The 24,460-nt window shown below is 71.5% G+C and carries 15 protein-coding genes; 11 read left to right on the top strand and 4 right to left on the bottom strand.

Features of this window, described 5'->3' with window-relative positions; translation table 11 throughout:
- Window positions 1–19: 19 nt before the first annotated feature.
- The 4 genes from EIW28_RS18740 to EIW28_RS18725 all read right to left on the bottom strand — a co-directional run bounded on the left by EIW28_RS18740 (window position 20) and on the right by EIW28_RS18725 (window position 8,864).
- Window positions 20–3,103, bottom strand: coding sequence for an ATP-dependent helicase (locus tag EIW28_RS18740; RefSeq protein WP_125249240.1), 3,084 nt, complete (start codon window positions 3,101–3,103; stop codon window positions 20–22).
- On the bottom strand, window positions 3,096–6,185 hold the full coding sequence (locus EIW28_RS18735; protein WP_158630462.1) for an ATP-dependent DNA helicase: 3,090 nt from the start codon (window positions 6,183–6,185) through the stop codon (window positions 3,096–3,098). Before EIW28_RS18735 ends, EIW28_RS18740 begins: the two co-directional genes overlap by 8 nt.
- Window positions 6,186–6,315: 130 nt before the next feature.
- Window positions 6,316–7,947 (bottom strand): ABC transporter permease, encoded by a 1,632-nt coding sequence (locus EIW28_RS18730; RefSeq protein WP_125249238.1) that lies wholly within the window; start codon window positions 7,945–7,947, stop codon window positions 6,316–6,318.
- A complete protein-coding gene (locus EIW28_RS18725; RefSeq protein ID WP_125249237.1) occupies window positions 7,944–8,864 on the bottom strand; it encodes an ABC transporter ATP-binding protein in 921 nt (306 codons plus the stop codon). Before EIW28_RS18725 ends, EIW28_RS18730 begins: the two co-directional genes overlap by 4 nt.
- A 92-nt stretch (window positions 8,865–8,956) precedes the next feature.
- Between EIW28_RS18725 and EIW28_RS18720 the strand changes: the two genes are divergently transcribed.
- From EIW28_RS18720 to EIW28_RS18665, 11 genes are all read left to right on the top strand, one after another.
- A complete protein-coding gene (locus EIW28_RS18720) occupies window positions 8,957–9,478 on the top strand; it encodes a GbsR/MarR family transcriptional regulator (protein ID WP_125249236.1) in 522 nt (173 codons plus the stop codon).
- A gap of 57 nt (window positions 9,479–9,535) precedes the next feature.
- Window positions 9,536–9,817, top strand: a complete 282-nt coding sequence (secE, locus tag EIW28_RS18715) for a preprotein translocase subunit SecE (protein WP_197717367.1) — start codon at window positions 9,536–9,538, stop codon at window positions 9,815–9,817.
- 277 nt (window positions 9,818–10,094) lie between these two features.
- Window positions 10,095–10,832 carry a transcription termination/antitermination protein NusG gene (gene nusG, locus EIW28_RS18710; protein WP_125249234.1) on the top strand — a complete coding sequence of 246 codons (738 nt, stop codon included), beginning with the start codon at window positions 10,095–10,097 and terminating at the stop codon, window positions 10,830–10,832.
- 146 nt (window positions 10,833–10,978) lie between these two features.
- Window positions 10,979–11,410: a 50S ribosomal protein L11 gene (gene rplK, locus EIW28_RS18705; protein WP_125249233.1), complete on the top strand. Its 432-nt coding sequence runs from the start codon at window positions 10,979–10,981 to the stop codon at window positions 11,408–11,410.
- A gap of 88 nt (window positions 11,411–11,498) precedes the next feature.
- The gene (gene rplA / locus EIW28_RS18700) at window positions 11,499–12,194 is read left to right on the top strand and encodes a 50S ribosomal protein L1 (protein WP_125249232.1); all 696 of its coding nucleotides are present in this window, start codon (window positions 11,499–11,501) and stop codon (window positions 12,192–12,194) included.
- Window positions 12,195–12,470: 276 nt separating this feature from the next.
- The gene (gene rplJ / locus EIW28_RS18695) at window positions 12,471–13,007 is read left to right on the top strand and encodes a 50S ribosomal protein L10 (RefSeq protein ID WP_125249231.1); all 537 of its coding nucleotides are present in this window, start codon (window positions 12,471–12,473) and stop codon (window positions 13,005–13,007) included.
- 39 nt (window positions 13,008–13,046) lie between these two features.
- Window positions 13,047–13,430, top strand: a complete 384-nt coding sequence (gene rplL, locus EIW28_RS18690) for a 50S ribosomal protein L7/L12 (RefSeq protein WP_125249230.1) — start codon at window positions 13,047–13,049, stop codon at window positions 13,428–13,430.
- A gap of 192 nt (window positions 13,431–13,622) precedes the next feature.
- Entirely contained in the window at window positions 13,623–14,876 is a 1,254-nt protein-coding gene (locus tag EIW28_RS18685; protein ID WP_125249229.1) for a hypothetical protein, read from the top strand.
- A 177-nt stretch (window positions 14,877–15,053) separates the two neighbouring features.
- Window positions 15,054–16,181 (top strand): hypothetical protein, encoded by a 1,128-nt coding sequence (locus EIW28_RS18675; RefSeq protein ID WP_125249228.1) that lies wholly within the window; start codon window positions 15,054–15,056, stop codon window positions 16,179–16,181.
- Window positions 16,182–17,021: 840 nt separating this feature from the next.
- On the top strand, window positions 17,022–20,456 hold the full coding sequence (gene rpoB, locus EIW28_RS18670; protein WP_125249227.1) for a DNA-directed RNA polymerase subunit beta: 3,435 nt from the start codon (window positions 17,022–17,024) through the stop codon (window positions 20,454–20,456).
- Window positions 20,457–20,540: 84 nt separating this feature from the next.
- Window positions 20,541–24,425: a DNA-directed RNA polymerase subunit beta' gene (locus tag EIW28_RS18665; protein WP_125249226.1), complete on the top strand. Its 3,885-nt coding sequence runs from the start codon at window positions 20,541–20,543 to the stop codon at window positions 24,423–24,425.
- Window positions 24,426–24,460: the final 35 nt, after the last annotated feature.

Genomic DNA, 24,460 nt, shown 5'->3' with positions numbered 1-24,460 from the left:
GCCTGGACTGAACTCCACGCTACAGCTCCGGCCACCAGGTGCGGTTCGCGCCGATGTAGTGGAACGCGGCCCGCACCTCGGCCTCGTCGACGCCCTTGAGGCGGGCCCAGGCGCGGCGGTAGACCTTGAGCTGGAGGGCGGCGTGCGCGGCCGCGTCGCCCTCGGGCGGGCGGCCGGTCTTCCAGTCGACGATGTCGTAGCCGCCGTCCTCGTTGTGGAACACCGCGTCGATGCGCCCGCGCACCACCGTGCCCTCGAAGTCGATGACGAACGGCACCTCCTGCGCGGCGATGCGGCGGCCCGCCCACGCCGAGGCCCGGAACGCGGCCTTCAGGCGTTCGAGGTCGGCCTGGTCCACGGCCTCGTCGGCCGCGCCGGGGAGGTCGGCGGGGTCGAACAGGGCGCCGCCGCCGAAGAACTCCTCGACCCACGAGTGGAACTCGGTGCCGCGCTGGGTCGCCGGGCGCGGCGGCTGCGGCATCGGACGGCGCCGCTCCGCCGCGAAGGCCGCCTCGTCGGCGCGCATCGCCATGAGCTGCGACGTCGACAGGCGCGCCGGGCGCGGCAGGCGCACCACGCCCGACTCGCGCTCGTCGCGCTCGGCCAGCAGCAGCTCGGCCTCCTCGCGCCACTGCCGGCCCAGCGGCCCCTCGCGGCCCGGCTCGGGCGCGGACAGCACCAGCTCGGCCGCCTCGGCGAACGCCGCCTGCCGGGACCCCAAGGGCGCCCTGCTCGGCCACTGCGCCGTCCGGGCCTGGTCCTCCAGCGGGTTCGTGGGGCCCGACTCGACCCACACCGGGACCTCGGCGCCCGCGCTCCGGGCCTCCTCGAGGTACGGGGCGGGCTTGCGCGCGCCCTGCTTGTCCGCGTCCCACCAGTAGCCGCTCGCCAGCAGCGCCCGGCGGGCGCGCGTCATCGCCACGTACGCGAGCCGGCGCTCCTCGCCGAGGTTCGCCTCGTGGTCGTCCTGTTTGAACGCCTTGACGGCCTTGGCGACCTCCGCGGGCACGTGCGCCTCGTCGAGGTACAGCACCGGGAGGTTCTCGGCGTCGCCGCGCAGCGGGTACGGCAGCCGGGCCGCGTCGGAGACCCACGTCGAGTCGCGCTTCGTGGTCGGCAGGATCCCGTCGCACAGGCCCGGCACGGCCACCACGTCCCACTCCAGGCCCTTCGCGGCGTGCACGGTGAGCAGCTGCACCACCCCGCCGGCCGGGTTCGCGCCCTCCACCGTCAGCCCCCGCTCCTGCTCGGCCGCGGTCTCCAGGTACGACAGGAACCCCGGGATGCTCGCGCCCGCGGTGTCGTTCTCGTACGCGGCCGCCACGTCGATGAACTCGTCCAGATTGGACAGGTCGCCGTGGTGGAGCATGACCTCGACGTCGAGCCCGGTGTGCGCGATGACGTCGCCGACCACGTCGGGCAGGCTCTGCCCCAGCCGGCTGCGGATCCAGCTCAGCTCCTCGTGCAGCTGCGCGAACCGCAGGTACCCGAGCGTCGAGTAGCGTTCGGCCGCACCGGGATCGCCGAGCGCGTCAGCGAGGGACGCCTCGGCCTCCACGCCCGCGTCCGGCTCGAACCCGCGCGAGTCGGGGGCGAGCTCCCGCGCCCGCGCCCACAGGGCCGCGATGTCGCGCGGCCCGATCCGCCACCGGTTCCCCGCGAGCAGCCGCATGAGCGCCGGGCCGTTCATCGGGTCGGCCGCCGCGCGCAGCATCGCCACGGTCTCGGCCACCTCCGGGAAGTACAGCAGCCCCAGCGACCCCACGACCTGCACGGGCAGCCCGGCGTTCGTGAGCGCCCGGTGCAGGGCCGGGATCTGGCGGCGCTTGCGGATGAGGACCGCCGCGGTCTCCTCCGCGTCCGGCCGCCACACCGCGACCAGGCGCGCCGCGACCCACGCCGCCTCCTCGGCCGCCGACAGGTGCATCGCCGCCTCGACCGAGCCGCGCCCGTGCTCGTCGTCGAACTTCGCGCCCACCGACAGCGGCGGCACGTTCCCGGCCCGCAGCGGCGCCGACACGGTGTTCGCCGCCTCCAGGACCGCCTCGCGGTTGCGCCACGACTTCGTCAGGTACGCGACCTTCGCGGGCTCCCCGCTCGCCGCCGGGAAGTCCGCCGGGAAGCGCTGGAGCGTCCCCGCCGAGGCCCCGCGCCACGAGTAGATCGACTGGTTCGGGTCGCCGACCGCCGTCACCGGGTGCCCGCCGCCGAACAGGTCGCGCAGCAGCGACACCTGCGAGAACGACGTGTCCTGGTACTCGTCGAGGAGCACCACCCTCCACCGGTCCCGCTCGGACCGGATGATCTCCGGCGCGCCCGCGACCAGCTGCGCGGCCAGCGACAGCTGGTCGGCGAAGTCCATGACGCCGAGCTCGCGCTTGCGCCGGTCCCACGCCTCCACCAGCGGCAGCAGCTGGTCGTACTTGCGCCGCAGCGACGCCAGGCCCCGGAACTCGTCGTTCAGCGGCCTGCCGTTCGTGCGCTCCTCCAGCTCCTCGTACAGGCCGCGCCCGAACGCCCGCAGGTCCGCGCCGTCCCGCAGGTGCTCCGCGAGCTGCCCGGCCAACTGGAGCACCCGCTTGGTCACCTCGTCGATCCCGACGTCGAACTCGCTCATCTCGCCGTCCCACGCGCACACCAGGTCGCGCGCGATCTGCCAGCGCCCCGTGTCGGTGACGATCCGCGTCCCCGGCTCGATCCCGATGCGCAGCCCGTGCTCGCCGACCAGGTTCCCCGCGTACGCGTTGTACGTCGACACCGACGGCTCCCCGTGCAGCTCCGACAGCTCCGGGATCGACTCGGTCAGGCGCCGCAGCTTGTCCCTGACGCGCGCCGCGAGCTCCGCCGCGGCCTTGCGCGTGAACGTGAGCCCCAGGATGTGCTCGGGCCGCACCACCCGGTTCGCGATGAGCCACACCACCCGGTCGGCCATCGTCGTCGTCTTGCCCGAGCCCGCGCCCGCGATGACGAGCATCGGGTCGCGCCCGGCCTCGATCACCGCCTCCTGCTCGGCGGTCGGCCGGTTCGCGCCCAGCCGGTTCGCGAGCCCCAGCGCGCTGTACCGGCGGCCCGCCCGCGCCCCGTCCACCCGTGCCTCACTCATCGGTGACCTGCCGTCCCTCGTCCGCGATCGGGCAGCACTGCTTGATCTTGCAGGTGGCGCACTTGCTCGTGTTCCGCGCCTCGAACACGTCGCCGGCCATCCGGTTCGCGGCCTCGGCCACGGCCTCGCGCGCCCAGTCCGGGTTCTCGCCCTCGCCGAGCGGGCCCTGCGCCACGATCCGGATCGACTTCTTGTTCTCCACGTTCGGGTAGACCAGTTCGCCGCCGCCCGGCTCGGCGCCCTCCTCGAACGCGCCCTCGGCGACCGCCAGCTGGTACGCGCCCAGCTGCGCGTGCGTCTGCACCTCGCTCGCCTTCGGCACGTTCTTGCCGGTCTTCAGGTCGACCACGTACAGGCGCCCGTCGCCGTCGCGTTCGAGCCGGTCCACCTGCCCGGACATGACCACCTCGACGCCCGGCGGCCCCAGTTCGAGCTTGACCCGGAACGACCGCTCGGCCCCGAGGAGCTCGCGCTGGTTCGAGCGCAGCCAGGCCGCGAACCGCTCGACCGCGCCGGAGACGCGGCGGCGCTGCTGCTCGGCGTGCCACGGCGCCTCGAACGGGAGCCGGTCGAAGTGCTCGCCCACGACCTGCTCCATGACCGCCTTCGGGTCCGCGGCGGGGTCGACGGTGACCGCCTCGGCCGCGGCGTGCAGGAGCGTGCCGAGGTGGCGCGGCAGCAGGTCGCCGTCGTCGGCGCCGTGCGACTCCAGGACCCACCGCAGCCCGCACTGCTGGGAGGTCTCCACCTGGGACGGCGAGATCCGGATCGTCTCGCCCGCGAGCGCGAGCGCGCGCTCGTCCGAGAGCTGCGCGAGCCCCCACCACTTCGCCGGGTCCGCGCCGGGCACCCCCGACTCGGCCAGGCGCCGCAGCCCGGCCGCGGCCGCGTCCCGCTCGGCGTGCCCGGCGTCGATCACGGCCTCCCGCAGGCGGGCCGCGAGCGACGCGAGGCTGAGGGGCCGCCCGCGCCGCGGCGCGGTGACCGGCTCGACACCGAGCTCCGCGGTGAACCGGCTCGGCTGGAGGTCGTCGGAGTCGACCGCGGTGACCAGCAGGCGCGTGCGCGCCCGGGTGCACGCGTTGTAGAACAGGCGCCGCTCCTCGTCGAGGAGCTGCGCCACCTGGTCGACGTCGGCGCGGCCGTCGAGGACGTCGACGAGCGCCTCGGCGCCCAGGAGCGAGCCGCGCGGGCGCAGGTTCGGCCACGCGCCCTCCTGCGCGCCGGCGACGACCACGAAGTCCCACTGCCGCCCGTGCGCGGCGTGCGCGGTCGCGAGCGTCACCGCGTCGCCCAGTTCCGCGCGCGCGGACAGGAAGTCGCCGGGCAGCTGCTGGTGGAGGACGTGCTCGCAGAACACGTCGACGAGCGCGCCCGGCTGCTTCCTCTCGTAGTCGGCGGCGAGGTCGAACATGGCGATGACGGCGTCGAGCTCGGCGTCGGCGCGCTGCGCCCGCCGGTCCGAGGACAGCGCCCGCCGCTTGAGGCGCTCGCCCAGCCCGGACGCCTCCCACACCGTCCACAGCGTCGCGGTGATCCCGCCGCCCTCGCGGGCCGCGGTGAACAGCGCGTCGAGGCGCCGCGCCGGCTCGGCCCACTCCTCCTCGGGGAGGGCCGCGATCCGCGCGGGGTCGGCCAGGGCCTCCACGAGCAGGTCGGCGCCGGGGGAGAAGTCGTCGGCCGCGACGGCGAGGCGCCGCAGCTCCTGGCGCAGCCGCCGCTCCGCGAACGGGTCGGCGCCGCCGAACTGGGAGTGCAGCAGCCCGGCCGCGACGGTCTCGTCGAGCCGCTCGGGGTGGCGCCCGACGAGGACGACCCGCAGCAGGTCGCGCACGGTGGGGTGCGCCGGGAGCGGCACGTCGTCGGCGGCCTGCCGGGTCGGCACCCCGGCGTGCTGCATCGCCCGCCGCAGGTGCGGGATCGACGACGCCGACTTGACGACGACCGCCATGTCGCCGTAGGGGACGCCGTCGAGCAGGTGGGCGCGGCGCGCGGTGTCGGCGATGTACACCGCCTCCCGCGTGGGCGAGGGCAGGTACACGACCTCGGCCCGGCCCGGCTCCTCCGAGGCGGTGCCGCGCCGCCGGTCCCGGTCGGACCCGCGCAGCCGCCGCGACAGGGCCGTGGTCGCCGCGAGGGGCGCGAGCGCCACCGCGTGGACGTCGTTCAGCTGGACCGTGGGCGCCTCGGCGCCGTCGGGGCCGGGGAACCGGAACGGGAACTCGCGCACCGACTCCGGGTCGCCGCCCTGGTAGCCGAACACGGCCGCGTCGGGGGTGCCGGCCGCGACGATGTTGCCGCGCTCGCCGACGAGGAGTTCGAGCAGCCGCAGGTGGGCCGGGGTGGCGTCCTGGAGGTCGTCGACGAACACCCACGCGGGGCGCGGCAGGAGCTCGGGGCGCGCGCGCAGGGCCGCGGCGGCGGCCCGCACGATCTCCGCGGAGTCGTAGAGGGCGCTCGACATGGACTGGAGCGCGAGGGTGGTGACGTACCGGTCGTAGAAGCGCGCGGCGACGGCCCATTCGGGGCGGTCGTGCTCGAGCGCGAGCCGAGTCAGCTCGGGCGCGGAGAGGCCGCGCTCGCCGCAGCGCAGGACCAGGTCGCGCAGCTGCTGCGCGAACGCGTAGGTGCGCACGGCCTCGTCGAAGCCGTCGGGCCAGCCGAAGTCCTCGCCTTCGAGCATCGACCGGATGAGGGCGTCGGCCTCGGGGCCGGTGAGCAGGCGCGGCTCCTCGCGGCCGTCCTGGGCGGCGGCCGCGCGCAGCAGCGCGAACGCGAACGCGGGGAAGGTGTACACGCCGATCTCGGCGGCCGAGACCGCGGCGGTGGCGGCGTTCAGGCGGGCGCGCAGGTGCGCGGTGTCCTGGCGGCGCAGCCCGAAGAACATGACGGAGGCAGGGTCGGCCCCGGCCTCGACCTTCGCGGCGGCGGCCCGCAGGAGCGCCTCGGTCTTGCCGGTCTGGGGGCCGCCGCGCACCAGGAGCGGCCCGGCGGCGTGTTCGGTCACCGACCGCTGCGCCGGGTCGAGTTCGCACTCCTGCTCGGCGGGCGGATCGGTCAACTCAAAGCGGAGGTCGAACACGCTGCCCATGGAACCACAGCGAATCACAGGGGTACGACAAGTCCGCCCGCGAGTGCCGCGACGGGTCGGCGCCGCCGGTCCGGGGTGTCGGACCGGCGGCGCCCGGTTTCCTTTGAGGAGGGTATGCGGCTCAGCTGAAGTGGAGGTCGCGGCGGCGGGCGCCGGCGTAGCCGAGCCAGACGAGCGCGGCCGCGAGGAGGGCGAGCACGCCCAGCGGCGCCCACTCGAGGTCCTGCGCGGGGTAGGCGGCTACGTGGTGGAACGGCGAGGCGTCCTGGAGCCACTCGGGCATGTCGAGCATGTTCCCGAAGTAGATGACCAGGAGGCTCCACACCCACAGGAGCCACCGCAGCCAGCCCGCGCGCGGGAGCCAGGCGAAGGCCGCGAACGCGAAGGCGACCAGGGTCCAGACCGCCGGGAGCTGGATCGCGGTGCCGAGCAGGACCTTCCCGAACAGCCCGCCGTCGCCGCCGGAGCCGGTCGCGGCCAGCCCGAGGCCGCCGAGGAGGTTCGTCACGGTGGCGGCGAACAGCGCGGCCGGCAGGTAGGAGCCCGGCCAGGCGCTGCGCGCCACCGGCGACGCGGCGATGAGCTCGCCGCGGCCGACGGTCTCCTCCTTGCGGCCCCTGCCGATCACGAGGATGCCGAACAGCGCCGCCACGACGGCGTTGATCGCGATGAACGTGGCCGCGAAGCTGTACGCCATCGTGCTGCCGCCCCGGTCGAGCATGGCCCGCTGCGCCTCGGAGAGGCTGTCGGCGAACTCGTCCGCGCTGCCGAGCACCGAGCCGTAGGCGGCGCCGAGCAGGAGGAGCGTGGCGGCGCCGGTCCACATGAGGCCGCGGGTGAGGCGGAACGTGAGCGCGTGGGCGCTGCGCAGGCCGGCGGCGGCCCCGGGCCGGCCGGCGCGGGCCGCGACCAGGCCCTGGCCGAAGTCGCGCCGGGAGACGAGCGCGAACGCGAGCGAGGACGCGGCGACGGCGACGGCGAGGGTGAGCGCGAGGGGCCACCACCGCTCCTCGGACGTGTACATGAACGTCAGCTGCGACCAGCCGAGCGGCGAGAGCCACACCGCGGCGTTCTCCTGCGCGTTGCCGACCCCGGCGGTGAGGAAGCTCCAGCCGAGCAGGCCCAGGCCGTACCCGGTCGCCGTCGAGGCGGAATCGCTCACCTGCGCGGCCACCGCGGTCAGGGCCGCGAACACGAGGCCGATGGCGGTGTGCGCGAGCCCGAAGAGGACCGCGCCGCCCGCGGCGCCGTCCTCGAGGCCGAGCACCGCGAGCGCCATGAGCGCCCCCAGGACGGTCGCCGCGGCGGCGCTGAGCGCCAGGGCGGCGGCGAGGTCGGCGCGGCGGCCGACGGGGTTCGAGCGGAGCACCTCGGACCGCGAGGTCTCCTCGTCGGCGCGGGTGAGGCGCACGACCAGGAGCACGAACATGACGGCGGTCATCGCGCCGGTCCACAGCAGCATCCGGTTGGCGAACAGGGCGCCGATGCTGTCGGCGTACGCCGCGACGTACTCGGCGGGGCCGGTCATGGACCGCATCGCGGGCGTGTTCATGGTCGCGCCGAGGGCGACGCGGGACTCGGGCGTGGCGTACTGGTCGGCGAGGACGGGCGTGATCAGCCAGGTCCCGCCGGCGATGCCGAGGGTCCAGGCGGTGAGGTGGACGCGGGTCCGGCGGGCCTGGAAGCGCAGGAGCTTGCCGGTGCCGGCGAGGGTCCCGAGGCCGTCCCCGACCTCGGCTGCGGCGGCGGTCATCGCCCGTTCCCTTCCCGCACGCCGTGGGCGGCGAGCTCGTCGCCGTAGAAGCGCATGAAGATCTGCTCCAGGGACGGCGGCTCGCAGGTGAGGGCGGCGACGCCGGCGGCCGCGAGGCGGGCGAGCACGTCGTCGAGGGCGGCGGCGTCGACCGAGCAGTCGATCTCCAGGCCGTCGACGACGAGGTCGTGGACGCCGTCGGTGTCCGCGAGGCCGTGCACGGGGTGCTTCAGGGTGGCGCGCAGGCGCGAGCGCGAGAAGTGCCGCATCTCGGCGAGGGAGCCGGTCTCGACGACGACGCCCTTGCGGATGATGCTCACCCGCTCGCACAGGGCCTCGACCTCGCTCATGATGTGGCTCGACAGGAGCACGGTGCGGCCCTGCGCGGCGGCCTCCTTGACGCACTCGTTGAAGACGGCGCCCATGAGGGGGTCGAGCCCGGAGGTGGGCTCGTCGAGCAGGAGGAGGTCGACGTCGGCGGCGAACGCGGCGACGAGGGCGACCTTCTGCCGGTTGCCCTTGGAGTAGGAGCGGCCCTTCTTGCGGGGGTCGAGGTCGAAGCGCTCGAGGAGCTCGTCGCGCCTGGCGCGGTCGACGCCGCCGCGCAGGCGCCCGAGGAGGTCGATGGTCTCGCCGCCGGTGAGGCCGGGCCAGAGGGCGACGTCGCCGGGCACGTAGGCGAGGCGCCGGTGGAGCTCGGCGGCGTCCTTCCAGGGGTCGGCGCCGAAGAGCTCGGCGCGGCCCCCGTCGGAGCGGAGCATGCCGAGGAGGACGCGGATGGTGGTGGACTTGCCGGCGCCGTTCGGGCCCAGGAATCCGTGGGTCTCGCCTTGGGCGACTTCGAGATTGAGATGATCGAGCGCGGTCACATGACCGAAGCGCTTGACCAGTTCCTCAGTGCGGATCACTGCGTTCATGCCATCAAGCTAACATAGTTTTCATGAATTTGTGAAAACAATGTCGTGTCAAGATATCATCAACACGCATCAAGGGACGGGGGAGCGCGGCGATGGACGAGCCGGACGCCGAACGCAAGGCCATGCTCGACTACGTGGAGCAGTTCGCGGGCATCCTCGCGACCAGCGGCATGCAGCGCATGGCCGCGCGGGTCTTCACGTACATCCTGGTGGACGACGACGAGACCTACACCGCCGCCGAGATCGCCGAGGGCCTGGGCATCAGCCTCGCCGCCGTCTCCGGCGCCGTCCGCGAGCTCCTCGCCGCCGGGCTCGTCTTCAAGACCCGCCGCCCCTCCACCCGCGCCGACGTCTACCGCCTCAACGACGAGGACATCTGGGGCAACATCATGCTCGACCGCTCCGGCTTCCTCGACCGCTACCGCGACACCGCCCTCATCGGGATCGACACCCTCCCCGAGGGCCCCGGCCGCGACCGACTCATCCAGACCGCCGCGTTCATGGAGTTCACCAAGACCGAGATGCGGCTCATGCGCGACCACTGGAACGAGCGGCGCGCCGAACTCAGCGCCGCATACGAAGCGCGACGCCGCGACGCGGGCGCGTCCGGCTAGTCCGGTATGCTGCAACCCTGACCGCCCCATCAGCGACGAACCCTGGAGGAAGCCGACGTGGCCGACGACACCAGCCGCTCCGATGCGACCGCCGACAAGGGTCGTCCCACCCGCAGGCAGGGCGAGAAGGCCGTCGAGCGCAACCCCTTCAAGAAGCTCGGCCGGTTCCTGCGCGAGGTCGTCGAGCAGCTCCGCAAGGTCGTCTACCCGACCCGGCGCCAGCTCATCACCTACTCGATCGTGGTCCTCGTCTTCGTCGGCATCATGATGGCCTACATCGGCGGGCTCGACCTCCTCTTCGGCGACCTCGTCCGCCGCGCCTTCGGCGCCGACTCCTAGCGCGCCTCCCCGGCCGGTCCCGCCCCCGCCCGAGGCGGGCGGTTCGCGTGACCTGCGCCGTTTCGACGGTGCCTGAAGCGCGCCGCGCCGCAGAGCGGCTACCCTAGTGGGTATGACGCGCGCCGGTTCCGCCGGCGCGCGACTTCACAGGCGGCGGGATCCACGTAGCGGGAGCCTGCGGGCCGCACATCGGCGCAGCGCCGCCGCATCCGAGAAACCGAAGCACAGTCGCCGTGTCCCGCCGACCGCGGGCACCGAGCCGGAATGAGAGTCAAGCGTGTCTGAGTTCGACGAGGCCTTGAAGGAAGAAGTCGCGGCGCAGGCCGCCGCGGCCGCACAGGTCGCGGACGTCGACGACGAGCCGGAGCTCGACGAGGACGAGGCGGCCGGGCCCGCCGAGCCCGAGGTCGACCCGGCGGAGGCGCTGCGGGCCAAGCTGCGCTTCGCCCCCGGCGAGTGGTACGTGCTGCACTCCTACGCCGGCTTCGAGAACCGCGTGCGCTCGAACCTGGAGAACCGCATCCAGTCCTTCGACATGGAGGACTTCATCTACCAGATCGAGGTCCCCACCCACACCGAGGTGGAGATCAAGAACGGCAAGCGCTCGAAGGTCGAGGCCAAGGTCTTCCCCAGCTACGTGCTCGTCCGCATGGAGATGACCCCCGAGTCCTACTCGGTCGTGCGCAACACGCCCGGCGTGACCGGCTTCGTCGGCGTCGTCGACCGCACCGACCGGCCCAGCCCGCTTCCGCTCGACGAGGTCATCCAGTGGCTCCTCCCGCCGGAGCAGAAGCCCAAGGACGAGGCCGCCGCCGAGTCGGCGTCCTCCGACCCCGACATCAAGGTCGACTTCTCCGAGGGCGAGTCCGTCACCGTCGTCGACGGCGCCTTCGCCTCGATGCCCGCCACGATCGCCGAGATCAACGCGGAGCAGCAGAAGCTCAAGGTGCTCGTGTCGATCTTCGGCCGCGAGACCCCGGTCGAGCTCAACTTCAACCAGGTCTCGAAGCTGTAGCACGAGCTACAGCTCACACACCTCCGTCCAGGCGGCCCGCCGTCCGGCAGGTACCCTGGAACGGTTGCGCGGCGGCTCGGCGCTGCCGCGCGCTCGCAAGAAGACGCGGGGACCGTCCCGCGTTATCCCAGGAAGAGAAGGACACGATGGCTCCCAACAAGAAGGCCGTTGTGACGTTCAAGCTGGAGCTCCAGGGTGGTCAGGCCACTCCGGCTCCGCCGGTGGGCCCCGCCCTCGGTCAGCACGGCGTCAACATCATGGAGTTCTGCAAGGCCTACAACGCGGCCACCGAATCCCAGCGCGGCGAGGTCCTCCCCGCTGAGATCACGGTGTACGAGGACCGTTCGTTCACGTTCGTCCTCAAGACCCCGCCGGCCGCGAAGCTCCTGCTCAAGGCCGCCGGCGTTCCCAAGGGCTCGGGCGAGCCGCACAAGGTCAAGGTCGGCAAGGTGACCCAGGCCCAGGTGCGCGAGATCGCGGAGAAGAAGCTCCCCGACCTCAACGCCAACGACCTCGACGCCGCGTCGCTCATCGTCGCCGGCACCGCCCGCTCCATGGGCATCACCGTCGAGGGCTAAGGGCTCCAGCACGTCCGCCGGCCCCGCCGGCGTCAACCCAGTGGAAGGGCGCGCGCCCGCCCCCACCACGACATCCGAAGGATGGAACATGAAGCGCAGCAAGAAGTACCAAGACCTCATCAAGAAGGTCGACCGGACGCAGCTCTACGCGCCCGTCGAGGCGACCGGTCTCGCCAAGGAGACCTCGCCGACCTCGTTCGACGCGACCGTCGAGGTCGCCCTGCGGCTCGGGGTCGACCCGCGCCAGGCCGACCAGCTGGTCCGCGGCACCGTCTCCCTGCCCCACGGCACCGGCAAGACCGTCCGCGTGATCGTCTTCGCCGAGGGCGACAAGGCCGAGGCCGCCGTCGCCGCCGGCGCCGACGAGGTCGGCTCCGACGAGCTCGTCAAGCGGATCTCCGAGGGCTGGCTCGAGTTCGACGCCGCCGTCGCCACCCCCGACCAGATGGCCAAGATCGGCCGGATCGCGCGGATCCTGGGCCCGCGCGGCCTCATGCCGAACCCGAAGACCGGCACCGTCACGCCGGACGTCGCCAAGGCCGTCACCGAGATCAAGGCCGGCAAGATCGCGTTCCGCGTCGACAAGCACGCGAACCTGCACCTGCCGATCGGCAAGACCTCGTTCACGGCCGAGCAGCTCGCGGAGAACTACAGCGCGGCCCTCGAAGAGGTCCAGCGGCTCAAGCCCGCCAGCTCCAAGGGCGTGTACATCAAGAAGTCGACCATCTCGACCACCATGGGCCCGGGCATCCCGGTCGACCCGCAGGCGGTCAAGATCAAGTAGCGCTCGCCGAGTGTGACGCAGCCCCGGTGCAGGCCTCCTGCACTGGGGCTTTCCCGTCTCCGCTGGTACGCTTGCGGCAACAACCCATAGACCGTTCGGTCACCGCCTCGCGCGGTTGTAAACCCTCCGGGGACCGACGTAGGGCGACTACTCGAAGCGACCATGGTGCGGGCCGTGCAACGGCCCGAAGGTCCCAATGATGAGGCGTCCCGCGAGGGCGCCTTTTTTGTCGCCTCCGCACGGTTGTGGATTGACCAGCCGAGAAAGGAGGGAAACATGGCTGACAGGGAATACCCGGCGGGTAAGACGACCGCCATCGCCGAACTCGCCGACGAGTTCTCCAGCGCGACCGCCACGGTGCTCACCGAGTACCGCGGCCTGACCGTTGCCGAACTGCGCGAGCTCCGGCGTTCCCTCGGCGAGGGGACGCGCTACCGCGTTGCCAAGAACACCCTCGCCAAGCGCGCCGCCAACCAGGCCGGCGTGACCGGTCTGGACGACCTGTTCACCGGTCCCACCGCGATCACCTTCATCGAAGGCGACCCGGTGGAAGCCGCCAAGGGCCTCCGCGCCTTCGCGAAGTCCCACGACGCCCTGGTGATCAAGGGCGGGTTCATGGAGGGCAAGGCCCTCTCCGTCGACGAGATCAACAAGCTCGCCGACCTCGAATCCCGCGAAGTGCTGCTGGCCAAGCTGGCCGGTGCGCTCAAGGCCACCGCGCAGAAGGCCGTCGCCGTCGTCGCCGCCCCCGCCGGGCAGGTGGCGCGTCTGGGTGCCGCGCTGCAGGACAAGAAAGCGGCCGCCGGGGAGTAGCCCCGCGCCGGTCCGAGACTTAAGGAAAGGAAACACACCATGGCTAAGCTGTCCACCGACGAGCTGCTCGAGCAGTTCGAGGGCATGACCCTGCTCGAGGTCTCCGAGTTCGTGAAGGCGTTCGAGGAGAAGTTCGACGTCACCGCCGCCGCCCCCGTCGCCGTGGCCGCCGCCGGCCCCGCCGCCGGTGGCGAGGAGGCCGCTGTCGAGAAGGACACCTTCGACGTCGTCCTCGAGTCCGCGGGCGAGTCCAAGATCAAGGTCATCAAGGAAGTCCGCGGCCTGACCGGCCTCGGCCTCAAGGAGGCCAAGGAGCTCGTCGAGAGCGCCCCCAAGGCCGTCCTCGAGGGCGCGAAGAAGGACGACGCGGACAAGGCCAAGGAGGCCCTCGAGGGCGCCGGCGCCACCGTCTCCCTCAAGTAGCCTTCCGCTACACCAGCTCAAGGGGCCTCCCAGCCCTTGGTACGGACACCGGGGTTCCGCCGCATCGCGCGGCGGGACCCCGGTTTCGTGCCATCTGAGAGATTTTCAGAAGAATCCCGGGCGGCTTGCAACGAAAGCGGGCCACCGCCTCGTCTTGCGGGTAGACACACCTGACACGCAAGGAGAACCACGATGCCCGGGAGCAGAGGAGTCGCCGCCGCAGGCGCGGCCGCCGTGCTGGCGCTCACCGCCGGCTGCGGCATGCTCGGACTCGGCGAGGACGCCGCGGAGTCCGATGAGGACCGCTTGGTCAACATGATCAACGACTCCAACCGGCTCGAGGCCGAACTGGCCGCCGCCGAGTACCGCCTCATCGAGAAGTGCCTCGAGGACGCCGGCTTCACCGTCCACGACCCCTGGGCGCTCCAGGCCTACGAGCCGGAGGAGCAGGAGTCCCTCTCCGAGTACCCCCCTCACGAGGGCTTCATCATCGAGGCCGAGGAGGCCGCCGAGTACGGGTTCGGCCAGTGGGCCAACGGCCCCGACGGCATGGAGGACCCGGCCACCGAGGACTACTGGGCCGCTGAGGAAGAGGAGTGGCAGGAGGAGGAGGGCGACAGCTACGAGGAGCCCGACACCGCCGAGTGGGACGCCCTCGACCCCGCCGACCAGTACGCGTGGTACGTCGCCTACCAGGGCGAGGAGTACGCCGAGTGGTCGTACGGCTCCGCGCAGGAGTACGCCGACATGATGGCCGGCGAGGGCGACTACGCCGAGGACGCGATCGCTGAGGAAGAGGCCGTCGCCGACGAGGGCGAGATCGACCTCGAAGAGGAGATGGACCCCGAGCCCAAGCCGGGCGGCTGCCAGCTGGAGATGATCCAGCAGCTCCACGGCGAGCCCGAGCTCGTCGAGGAGTCGTACGAGAACGAGGACGGCAGCACCGAGACGTGGGAGTACTGGTCCTACGGCGTCGAGAACCCCCTCTACGCCAGCGAGACCATGTGGGAGGACATCGAACTCGACTACGCCGACAAGATGGCGGACGAGCAGGACGCGTTCCTCGACTGCATCTCCGGCAAGGGCTACGAGGGCTGGGAGTTCGACCAGTACAACGCGCTGCCGGTGTGGGAGTTCTTCGCCCAGCTGTACTACCAGAACGCCTCCGAGGAGGAGAAGGACATGATGCTCGGCGACTCCGACGCCGTCGTGCCCGAGATCCCCGAGGCCGCCGGCAGCTCCTATGAGGAGTGGAAGGCGTACGAGATCCAGATGGCCGTCGACTTCGCCGCCTGCGGCGACGAGACCGGCTACGCCGACGCCTCCGAGCAGGCCTACGAGGAGGCCCACGTCGACGCCTACACGGCCGTCGAGCAGGACGTCTACGCCTGGCAGGAGAAGATCAAGGAGGCCCTCGCGACGGCCCAGGAGCTCCTGGACGCCTAGCGGCGCTCGTCGACACGAAGACCACTTCTCTATCGGGGAAGAAAAGGCCCGGGCTGCGCAGATGGGGCGCGGCCCGGGCCGCCCCGCGTCCGGGGGCCGGAAGCGCGCGCCGCCGGGCAACCCCGCCGGGCCCGCCGCGCGTATCAGGGGGCGCACCGACCTGAGGAGCGACCCGACATGACACAGCGGACCCCCGCCGCCGCACTCCTGGCCGCCGCCGCGGCGCTCGCCCTGAGCGCCTGCGCCGGCCCCGGCGAGGACGGCGGCGCCGCCGCCTCCGAGCAGCCCGAGGAGGCCGCGGCCCTCACCGACGTCGTCAACGAGAACCGCCGCCTCGAAGCCGACCTCGCCGACGCCGAGCTGCGCCTCGCCGAGGCCTGCCTGGAGGAGGCCGGCCACGCCGTCCACGACCGGGCCGTCCTGCGGCCCGCCGACATCGCCGAGCTGGAGCTGCTCGTCGAGACCTACCCCTTCGACGGCTTCCTGCCCGACGCCGACACCGCCGCCCGCTGGGGCTTCGGCCAGTGGCTCACCACCCCCGAGGGCGCCGAGAGCGACGACGCCGAGGAGTACGCGGCCGCGGTCTACGGCGAGGACCACGTCGAGGAGGAGCCCGACAACAGCGCCTGGGACGAGCTCCCCGCCGCCGAGCAGGAGGCCTGGTACGAGGCGTACTACGGCCCCGACCACCTCGACTTCCGCGCCGCCGCCATGGGCATGGCCCCCGGGGCCGGCGACGGCGGCATCGCCGACGCCGAGCCCGGCGGCTGCCTCCTCGCCGTCCAGGAGGGCCTCTACGGCCCCGCCGAAGGCGACACCGGCGACGGCCCCGGCTGGAACCGCGCGCCCCAGGACCCCGCCGACACCGGCGACTTCGACGCCCTGCGCGAGGACTACCGGGCCCTGACCGCCGACGCCGAGGCCGCCTTCCTCGCCTGCCTCTTCGACCGGGGCCGCGGCGACTGGGCCTTCGACGACCTCGCCGGCCTGCCCCTGACCGACTACTTCGCCAACGCCTACTACCGCGGCCTGCCCGGCTACGAGCCCGTCTCGCCCGAGTCCGGCGCGATCCCCGAGCTCCCCGCCGACCTCGGCGAGGACTACGCGAGCGTGCGCGAGCACGAGACCGCCCTCGCCGTCGACTTCGCCGCCTGCGGCGACGAGACCGGCTACCGCGAGACCGCGGCCGCCGCCTGGGACGCCGTCCAGACCGGCTACTACACCGCCCTGGAGGACGAGTTGTTCGCCTACCAGGACGCCATGCGCGAGGCCCTCGAGCGCGCCCAGGACCTCCTCGGCGCGTAGCCCGCGAGAACCCCGGCTGAGCCCGCGTCACCTTCCCGGCGCGGGCTCGTTGTACAAGGCGAGGCGGCTCGCCGCCGAAGGTGCCCGGGTGCGAGGCGCCGCATCACGGCCGGTCCCCGGCCGCGGGCGACGCAAGGCGCCCCGCCCCCGCACCGAAGCCCCGCCCGGCCGCGACACGCCCGGGCGCCGGCCGAATGCGCGGCCCGCCGCCCTTGCCCGGCGGCGGGCGCCGCGCCGGTGCCTCCGCCGCCCTCCGGCCCCGCTGCGCTGGGCCTCGCCCGTCCCCGGCCGCCCCCGCGGGGCACGCACGGCGCGCCCGGGCCGAAGGGGCGCATCCGGGCGAATGAGACGCCTGACTTGACGAACTGTGACTTGATCCTGCAAACTAGTTCCTCAAGCGCCACTGCGTGGCGCGCGCAACGCCCCCGTGTCCCGGACGCCGTCCGGGCGCTGCGGGAGCGGGCGAACACGGGCCGCCGGCGGCGGCCCGGAGGCACGACGCACTGACGGCCCCGCGGGGGGCCGGCCCGGGACCGGGAGGAACTTCGGCAGCAGGAGAGACGGTCGTCACGACAGACCTCGCCGCACGGTGGGGCAGTTGACAGTCTGCCGGAGTGTACGCTAGGGTAATAATTTGCGCTGCCTCCTTCACGCCTTCTTGACGCGGTGAGGGTCGCGGACGGTGGGGATTCCAGGCTATCGACCGACGTTCAACGCCATGCTCGGCATGGGCGTTCGATTCGGTGCCCGTTTCCGGCTGTCCTCGTCGATCCCGCATCGATGCGGTGACTGTGGCATGCGCCGGCCGTCGTAACACTCAGGTCCTCGGAAGGACGAATCTTGGCAGCTTCCCGCACTGGCAAGACCAGCTCCAGCAAGAGCAAGCACGCACCTCGCCGCATCTCGTTCGGCAGGATCGAAGAGAAACTCGAAGTACCGAACCTTCTGGCGCTCCAGACCGACTCGTTCGACTGGCTCGTCGGCAACGAGACCTACCGCGCCCGCGCGGGTGAAGACGCAGTCAGCGGCCTCGACGAGATCCTCGAGGAGATCAGCCCGATCGAGGACTTCTCGGGCACCATGAGCCTGTCCTTCTCCAACCCTCGCTTCGACGAGGTCAAGGCCCCCATCGAGGAGTGCCGCGAGAAGGACCTCACCTACTGCGCGCCGCTGTTCGTCACCGCGGAGTTCATCAACCACACCACCGGCGAGATCAAGAGCCAGACGGTCTTCATGGGCGACTTCCCCATGATGACCCCGAAGGGCACCTTCATCGTCAACGGCACCGAGCGCGTGGTCGTCTCGCAGCTCGTCCGCTCGCCCGGCGTGTACTTCGACAAGCAGCCCGACAAGACCTCGGACCGCGACCTCACCAGCGCGAAGGTCATTCCCGGCCGCGGCGCCTGGCTCGAGTTCGACGTGGACAAGCGCGAGACCGTCGGCGTGCGCGTCGACCGCAAGCGCCGCCAGGCCGTGACCGTGCTGCTCAAGGCCATCGGCTGGGACAACGACCGCATCCGCGAGCGCTTCGGCTGGTCCGAGCTCATGATGGCGACCCTCGAGAAGGACACCATCAACTCGCAGGACGAGGCCCTGCTCGACATCTACCGCAAGCTCCGTCCCGGCGAGCCGCCGACGAAGGACAACGCGCAGTCGCTGCTGGAGAACCTGTTCTTCAACAAGAAGCGCTACGACCTCGCCAAGGTCGGCCGCTACAAGGTCAACAAGAAGTTCGGCCTCGACCACCCGATCTCGACCGGCGTCCTCACCGAGGACGACCTGGCCGCCACGATCGAGTTCATGCTGCGCCTGCACGCGGCCGAGCCGGGCTACGCGCCGGACGACATCGACCACTTCGGCAACCGCCGCCTGCGCACCGTCGGCGAGCTCATCCAGAACCAGATCCGGGTGGGCCTCTCCCGCATGGAGCGCGTCGTGCGCGAGCGCATGACCACGCAGGACGTCGAGGCGATCACGCCGCAGACCCTGATCAACATCCGCCCCGTGGTGGCCGCGATCAAGGAGTTCTTCGGCACCTCGCAGCTGTCGCAGTTCATGGACCAGGTCAACCCGATCACGGGCCTGACGCACCGCCGCCGCCTCTCGGCGCTCGGCCCGGGCGGCCTCTCGCGCGACCGCGCCGCCATGGACGTCCGCGACGTGCACCCGTCGCACTACGGCCGCATGTGCCCGATCGAGACGCCGGAAGGCCCGAACATCGGCCTCATCGGCGCCATGTCGACCTTCGCCCGCGTCAACCCGTTCGGCTTCATCGAGACGCCGTACCGGAAGGTCGAGGACGGCAAGGTCACCGACGAGGTCCACTACCTCACCGCCGACGAGGAGGACCGCTACACGATCGCGCAGGCGAACCAGCTCCTCAACGAGGACGGCTCGTTCGTCGACTCGCAGATCCTCGCCCGCGGCCGCCACGGCGGCGAGGCGGAGCTGCTGTCGGCCGGCGAGATCGACTACATGGACGTGTCGCCGCGCCAGATGACCTCGGTCGCGACCGCGCTGGTGCCGTTCCTGGAGCACGACGACGCGAACCGCGCGCTCATGGGCGCGAACATGCAGCGCCAGGCCGTGCCGCTCATCAAGACCGACTCGCCGCTGGTGGGCACCGGCATGGAGTACCGCGCCGCGGTCGACGCCGGCGACGTCGTCGTCGCCGAGGCCGACGGCACCGTCGAGGACTCCAGCGCCGACTACATCACCATCGCGCAGGACAACGGCATGCGCCGCACCTACCTGCTGCACAAGTTCCGCCGCTCGAACGCGGGCTCGTGCATCAACCAGGTGCCCCTCGTCACCGAGGGCGAGCGCGTGGAGGCCGGCCAGCCGATCGCCGACGGCCCCTCGACCGACAAGGGCGAGATGGCCCTCGGCAAGAACCTGCTGGTCGCGTTCACGACCTGGGAGGGCCAGAACTTCGAGGACGCCATCGTGCTCTCCTCGCGCCTGGTCGAAGAGGACGTGCTCACCTCGATCCACATCGACGAGCACGAGGTCGACGCCCGCGACACCAAGCTGGGCCCGGAGGAGATCACCCGGGACATCCCGAACGTCGGCGAGGAGATGCTCTCCGACCTGGACGACCGCGGCATCATCCGCATCGGCGCCGAGGTCGAGGACGGCGACATCCTGGTCGGCAAGGTCACGCCCAAGGGCGAGACCGAGCTGACCCCGGAGGAGCGCCTGCTCCGCGCGATCTTCGGCGAGAAGGCCCGCGAGGTCCGCGACACGTCCCTGAAGGTCCCGCACGGCGAGGCCGGCACGGTCATCGGGGTGCGCACCTTCAGCCGCGAGGACGGTGACGAGCTGTCCCCGGGCGTGAACGAGCTCGTCCGCGTCTACATCGCGCAGAAGCGCAAGATCGGCGTCGGCGACAAGCTCGCCGGCCGCCACGGCAACAAGGGCGTCATCTCGAAGGTGGTGCCGCAGGAGGACATGCCGTTCCTGCCGGACGGCACCCCGATCGACATCCTGCTCAACCCGCTGGGCGTGCCGGGCCGAATGAACATCGGCCAGGTGCTGGAGGTCCACCTGGGCTGGGCGGCGAAGACGGGCTGGAAGCTCGAAGGGTTCGACGAGGCCTGGCAGCAGGCCCTCAAGGCCATCGGCGCCGACGAGGCCCCGGCCGACTCGAAGGTGGGCACGCCGGTGTTCGACGGCGCGCACCCCGAGGAGGTCCAGGGCGTCCTGGCGAACACGCTCCCCAACCGCGACGGCCAGCGCATGGTGGCCCCGACGGGCAAGGCGCAGCTGTTCGACGGGCGCACCGGCGAGCCGTTCCCGGACCCGATCTCGGTCGGCTACATGTACATCCTGAAGCTGAACCACATGGTCGACGACAAGATCCACGCGCGTTCGACCGGTCCGTACTCGATGATCACCCAGCAGCCGCTCGGCGGCAAGGCCCAGTTCGGCGGCCAGCGCTTCGGTGAGATGGAGTGCTGGGCCATGCAGGCCTACGGCGCGGCGTACGCGCTCCAGGAGCTGCTGACGATCAAGTCCGACGACGTCGTGGGCCGCGTGAAGGTCTACGAGGCGATCGTCAAGGGCGAGAACGTCCCCGAACCGGGCATTCCCGAATCGTTCAAGGTGCTGCTCAAGGAGCTCCAGTCGCTCTGCCTCAACGTGGAGGTGCTGTCCGCCGACGGGCAGGCCATCCAGATGACCGAGAGCGACGACGAGGTCTTCCGCGCGGCCGAGGAGCTCGGGATCGACCTGTCCCACGAAGAGCCCTCGAGCGTGGACTTCGAGAGCGCCTGACGTCGAGTGGGGGCGGCAGCCGCCGCCCCCGCCTTACGTCTCATCCCATCCTTACAGAAGCAGCACAAGGGGAAGAAGAGTTCAGTGCTCGACGTCAACTTCTTCGACAAGTTGAAGATCGGCCTCGCCACCGCGGAGGACATCCGGCAGTGGTCTCACGGCGAGGTGAAGAAGCCCGAGACCATCAACTACCGGACCCTCAAGCCCGAGAAGGACGGTCTCTTCTGCGAGAAGATCTTCGGTCCGACCCGGGACTGGGAGTGCTACTGCGGCAAGTACAAGCGCATCCGCTTCAAGGGCATCATCTGCGAGCGCTGCGGCGTCGAGGTGACGCGCTCGAAGGTGCGCCGCGAGCGCATGGGCCACATCGAGCTCGCCGCTCCGGTCACCCACATCTGGTACTTCAAGGGCGTCCCCTCGCGCCTGGGCTACCTGCTCGACCTGGCGCCGAAGGACCTCGAGAAGGTCATCTACTTCGCGGCCTACGTGATCACCGCCGTCGACGACGAGGCGCGCCAGCGCGACCTGCCGACGCTGGAGAACGAGATCGTGGCCGAGAAGCGCCACCTCGAGCAGCAGCGCGACGCCGCGATCGAGGAGCGCGCCTCGAAGCTGGAGGCCGACCTGGCCGAGCTCGAGGCCGAGGGCGCCCGCGCCGACGTCCGCCGCAAGGTCAAGGACGGCGGCGAGCGCGAGATGCGCCAGATCCGCGACAAGGCGCAGCGGGAGATCGACCGCCTCGACGAGGTCATGGACACGTTCCGCAAGCTGGACGTGCGCCAGCTCATCGGCGACGAGATGCTCTACCGCGAGCTCCAGCAGCGCTTCGGCGAGTACTACACGGGCGGGATGGGCGCCGAGTCCATCAAGAACCTGCTCGAGAACCTCGACCTGGACGCCGAGACCGTGAGCCTGCGCGAGACGATCGCGACCGGCAAGGGGCAGAAGAAGCTCCGCGCGCTCAAGCGCCTGAAGGTCGTGGCCGCGTTCCAGGCCACCGGCAACTCGCCGCTGGGCATGGTCCTCGACTGCGTGCCGGTGATCCCGCCGGAGCTGCGCCCGATGGTGCAGCTCGACGGCGGCCGGTTCGCGACCTCGGACCTGAACGACCTGTACCGCCGCGTCATCAACCGCAACAACCGGCTCAAGCGCCTGATGGACCTCGGGGCCCCCGAGATCATCGTGGCGAACGAGAAGCGCATGCTCCAGGAGTCGGTGGACGCGCTGTTCGACAACGGCCGCCGCGGACGCCCGGTGACGGGCCCGGGCAACCGCCCGCTCAAGTCGCTGTCCGACATGCTCAAGGGCAAGCAGGGCCGGTTCCGCCAGAACCTGCTCGGCAAGCGCGTCGACTACTCGGGCCGCTCGGTCATCGTGGTCGGCCCGCGCCTGAAGCTGCACCAGTGCGGCCTGCCGAAGCAGATGGCGCTGGAGCTGTTCAAGCCGTTCGTGATGAAGCGCCTGGTGGACCTGAACCACGCGCAGAACATCAAGTCGGCCAAGCGCATGGTCGAGCGCGCGCGCCCGGTCGTGTGGGACGTGCTCGAAGAGGTCATCTCCGAGCACCCGGTCCTGCTCAACCGCGCGCCCACGCTGCACCGCCTCGGCATCCAGGCCTTCGAGCCGCAGCTGGTCGAGGGCAAGGCCATCCAGCTGCACCCGCTGGTGTGCACCGCCTTCAACGCCGACTTCGACGGCGACCAGATGGCCGTGCACGTCCCGCTGAGCGCCGAGGCCCAGGCCGAGGCCCGCATCCTGATGCTGGCGTCGAACAACATCCTCAAGCCCTCGGACGGCAAGCCGGTGGCCCTGCCCACGCAGGACCAGATCATCGGCCTGTACTACCTGACGCACCTCTCCGAGGGTCGCGTCGGCGAGGGCCGGGCGTTCTCGGACGTCGGCGAGGCGCAGATGGCGAAGGACCGCGGCGAGCTGGACCTCCAGGCGCCGATCCGGATCCGCCTCGACGGCATCGAGTCGATCAACAACGGCAGCGGCGAGCCGTGGACCGCCCCCGAGGGGTGGACCCCGGGCGAGCCGCTGCTGGTGGAGACCACGCTGGGCCGGGTGTTCTTCAACGAGTGCCTGCCGCCGGACTTCGAGTACGTCAACTACGAGGTGCGCAAGGGCCAGCTGTCGAACATCATCCACGACCTGTCCGAGCACTACTCGAAGGTGCAGCTGGGCGCCTGCCTGGACGCGCTGAAGTCCGCGGGCTTCCGCTGGGCCGGCTGGTCGGGCGTGACCATCGGCATCGAGGACGTCGTGGAGCCGGCGCACAAGGCCGAGATCCTCGAGAAGTACGAGGCCGACTCCGCCAAGATCGACAAGCAGTACATCCGCGGCCTCATGACGGCCGAGGAGCGGCGCGGCGAGCTCACCGAGATCTGGACCAAGGCCACGGCCGAGGTGCTCGACGACCTCAACGAGACGCTCCAGCCGGAGAACCCGCTGTGGCAGATGATCAACTCGGGCGCGCGGGGCAACATGCTCCAGCTCCGCCAGATCGCCGGCATGCGCGGCCTGGTGGCGAACCCGAAGGGCGAGATCATCCCGCGCCCGATCAAGTCCTCGCTGCGCGAGGGCCTGACGGTGCTCGAGTACTTCATCTCGACCCACGGCTCCCGCAAGGGCCTCGCCGACACCGCGCTGCGGACCGCCGACTCGGGTTACCTGACCCGCCGCCTGGTGGACGTGTCGCAGGACGTCATCATCCGCGAGGACGACTGCGGGACCGACCGGGCGCTCGACTTCCAGGTCGGCGTCGAGGTCGACGGCCGCTTCATCGAGTCCGACCTGGTCGAGACCTCGATCGACGCGCGCAACCTCGCCGACGACGTCGAGGTCGACGGCAAGGTGCTGCTCGAGCGGAACACGCCGCTGAACTCGGACCACATCGCCCAGCTCGTCGCCGCCGGCGTCAGCTCGGTGAAGGTCCGCTCGGTCCTCACCTGCGAGTCCCGCCAGGGCGTCTGCGCGGCCTGCTACGGCCGTTCGATGCCCACCGGCGAGAAGGTGGACCTCGGCGAGGCCGTCGGCATCATCGCGGCCCAGTCGATCGGCGAGCCCGGCACCCAGCTGACGATGCGTACCTTCCACACCGGTGGTGTGGCGGGCGACGACATCACGCAGGGCCTGCCGCGCGTGCAGGAGGTCTTCGAGGCCCGCATCCCGAAGGGCAAGGCGCCGATCGCGGAGGCGAGCGGCACCGTGCGCATCGAGGACGCGGAGAAGTCCCGGAAGATCATCATCACGCCGGACGACGGCTCCGAGGAGATCGTGGTCGACAAGGTGCCGCGCCGTCTGCGCCTGCGCGTGGGCGAGGGCGAGCACGTCGAGGTCGGCGAGAAGCTCGTCGAGGGCACGATCGACCCGCACGAGCTGCTGCGCGTGCTCGGTCCGCGGAAGGTCCAGCGCCACCTGGTGGAGCAGGTCCAGGACGTGTACCGCTCGCAGGGCGTGATGATCCACGACAAGCACATCGAGATCATCGTGCGCCAGATGCTCAAGCGGATCACGATCATCGACTCGGGCACCTCGGAGTTCCTGCCGGGCTCCCTGGTCGACCGCCTCGAGTTCGAGGAGCAGAACCGCAAGATCATCGCCGACGGCGGCGAGCCGGCCTCCGGCCGCCCGCAGCTCATGGGCATCACCAAGGCGTCGCTGGCGACGGAGTCGTGGCTGTCCGCGGCCTCGTTCCAGGAGACGACCCGGGTGCTCACCGAGGCCGCGATCTCCGGCAAGTCCGACTCGCTGGTCGGCCTGAAGGAGAACGTGATCCTCGGCAAGCTGATCCCGGCCGGCACCGGCATCGCCAAGTACCGCAACGTCTCCGTGGAGCCCACCGAGGAGGCCAAGGCCGCGGTGTACTCCCTCGGCGGCTACGAGGACTCCACCGCCAGCGCCTTCGCCTACGGCGGCGGCCCGGCCGTGAGCCTCGAGGACTCCTACGACCTGGGGACGTTCTAGAGCCACTGGACAGCCGATTCCCGACGGCCAGTGAG

It is taken from the genome of Glycomyces terrestris (assembly GCF_003933745.1).
In the GTDB taxonomy this organism is placed as follows: Bacteria; Actinomycetota; Actinomycetes; order Mycobacteriales; family Micromonosporaceae; genus Glycomyces; species Glycomyces terrestris.
Note: the sequence above shows the minus strand (reverse complement) of the source record. Positions and strands in the feature narration are given on the sequence as shown.

Coding starts and splice junctions, on each gene's coding strand:
- rplK (WP_125249233.1), top strand. CDS start 10,979: ATGGCTCCCAACAAGAAGGCCGTTGTGACGTTCAAGCTGGAGCTCCAG.
- EIW28_RS18740 (WP_125249240.1), bottom strand. CDS start 3,103: ATGAGTGAGGCACGGGTGGACGGGGCGCGGGCGGGCCGCCGGTACAGC.
- EIW28_RS18675 (WP_125249228.1), top strand. CDS start 15,054: ATGACACAGCGGACCCCCGCCGCCGCACTCCTGGCCGCCGCCGCGGCG.
- rplA (WP_125249232.1), top strand. CDS start 11,499: ATGAAGCGCAGCAAGAAGTACCAAGACCTCATCAAGAAGGTCGACCGG.
- rplJ (WP_125249231.1), top strand. CDS start 12,471: ATGGCTGACAGGGAATACCCGGCGGGTAAGACGACCGCCATCGCCGAA.
- EIW28_RS18725 (WP_125249237.1), bottom strand. CDS start 8,864: ATGAACGCAGTGATCCGCACTGAGGAACTGGTCAAGCGCTTCGGTCAT.
- EIW28_RS18730 (WP_125249238.1), bottom strand. CDS start 7,947: ATGACCGCCGCCGCAGCCGAGGTCGGGGACGGCCTCGGGACCCTCGCC.
- EIW28_RS18720 (WP_125249236.1), top strand. CDS start 8,957: ATGGACGAGCCGGACGCCGAACGCAAGGCCATGCTCGACTACGTGGAG.
- EIW28_RS18685 (WP_125249229.1), top strand. CDS start 13,623: ATGCCCGGGAGCAGAGGAGTCGCCGCCGCAGGCGCGGCCGCCGTGCTG.
- rplL (WP_125249230.1), top strand. CDS start 13,047: ATGGCTAAGCTGTCCACCGACGAGCTGCTCGAGCAGTTCGAGGGCATG.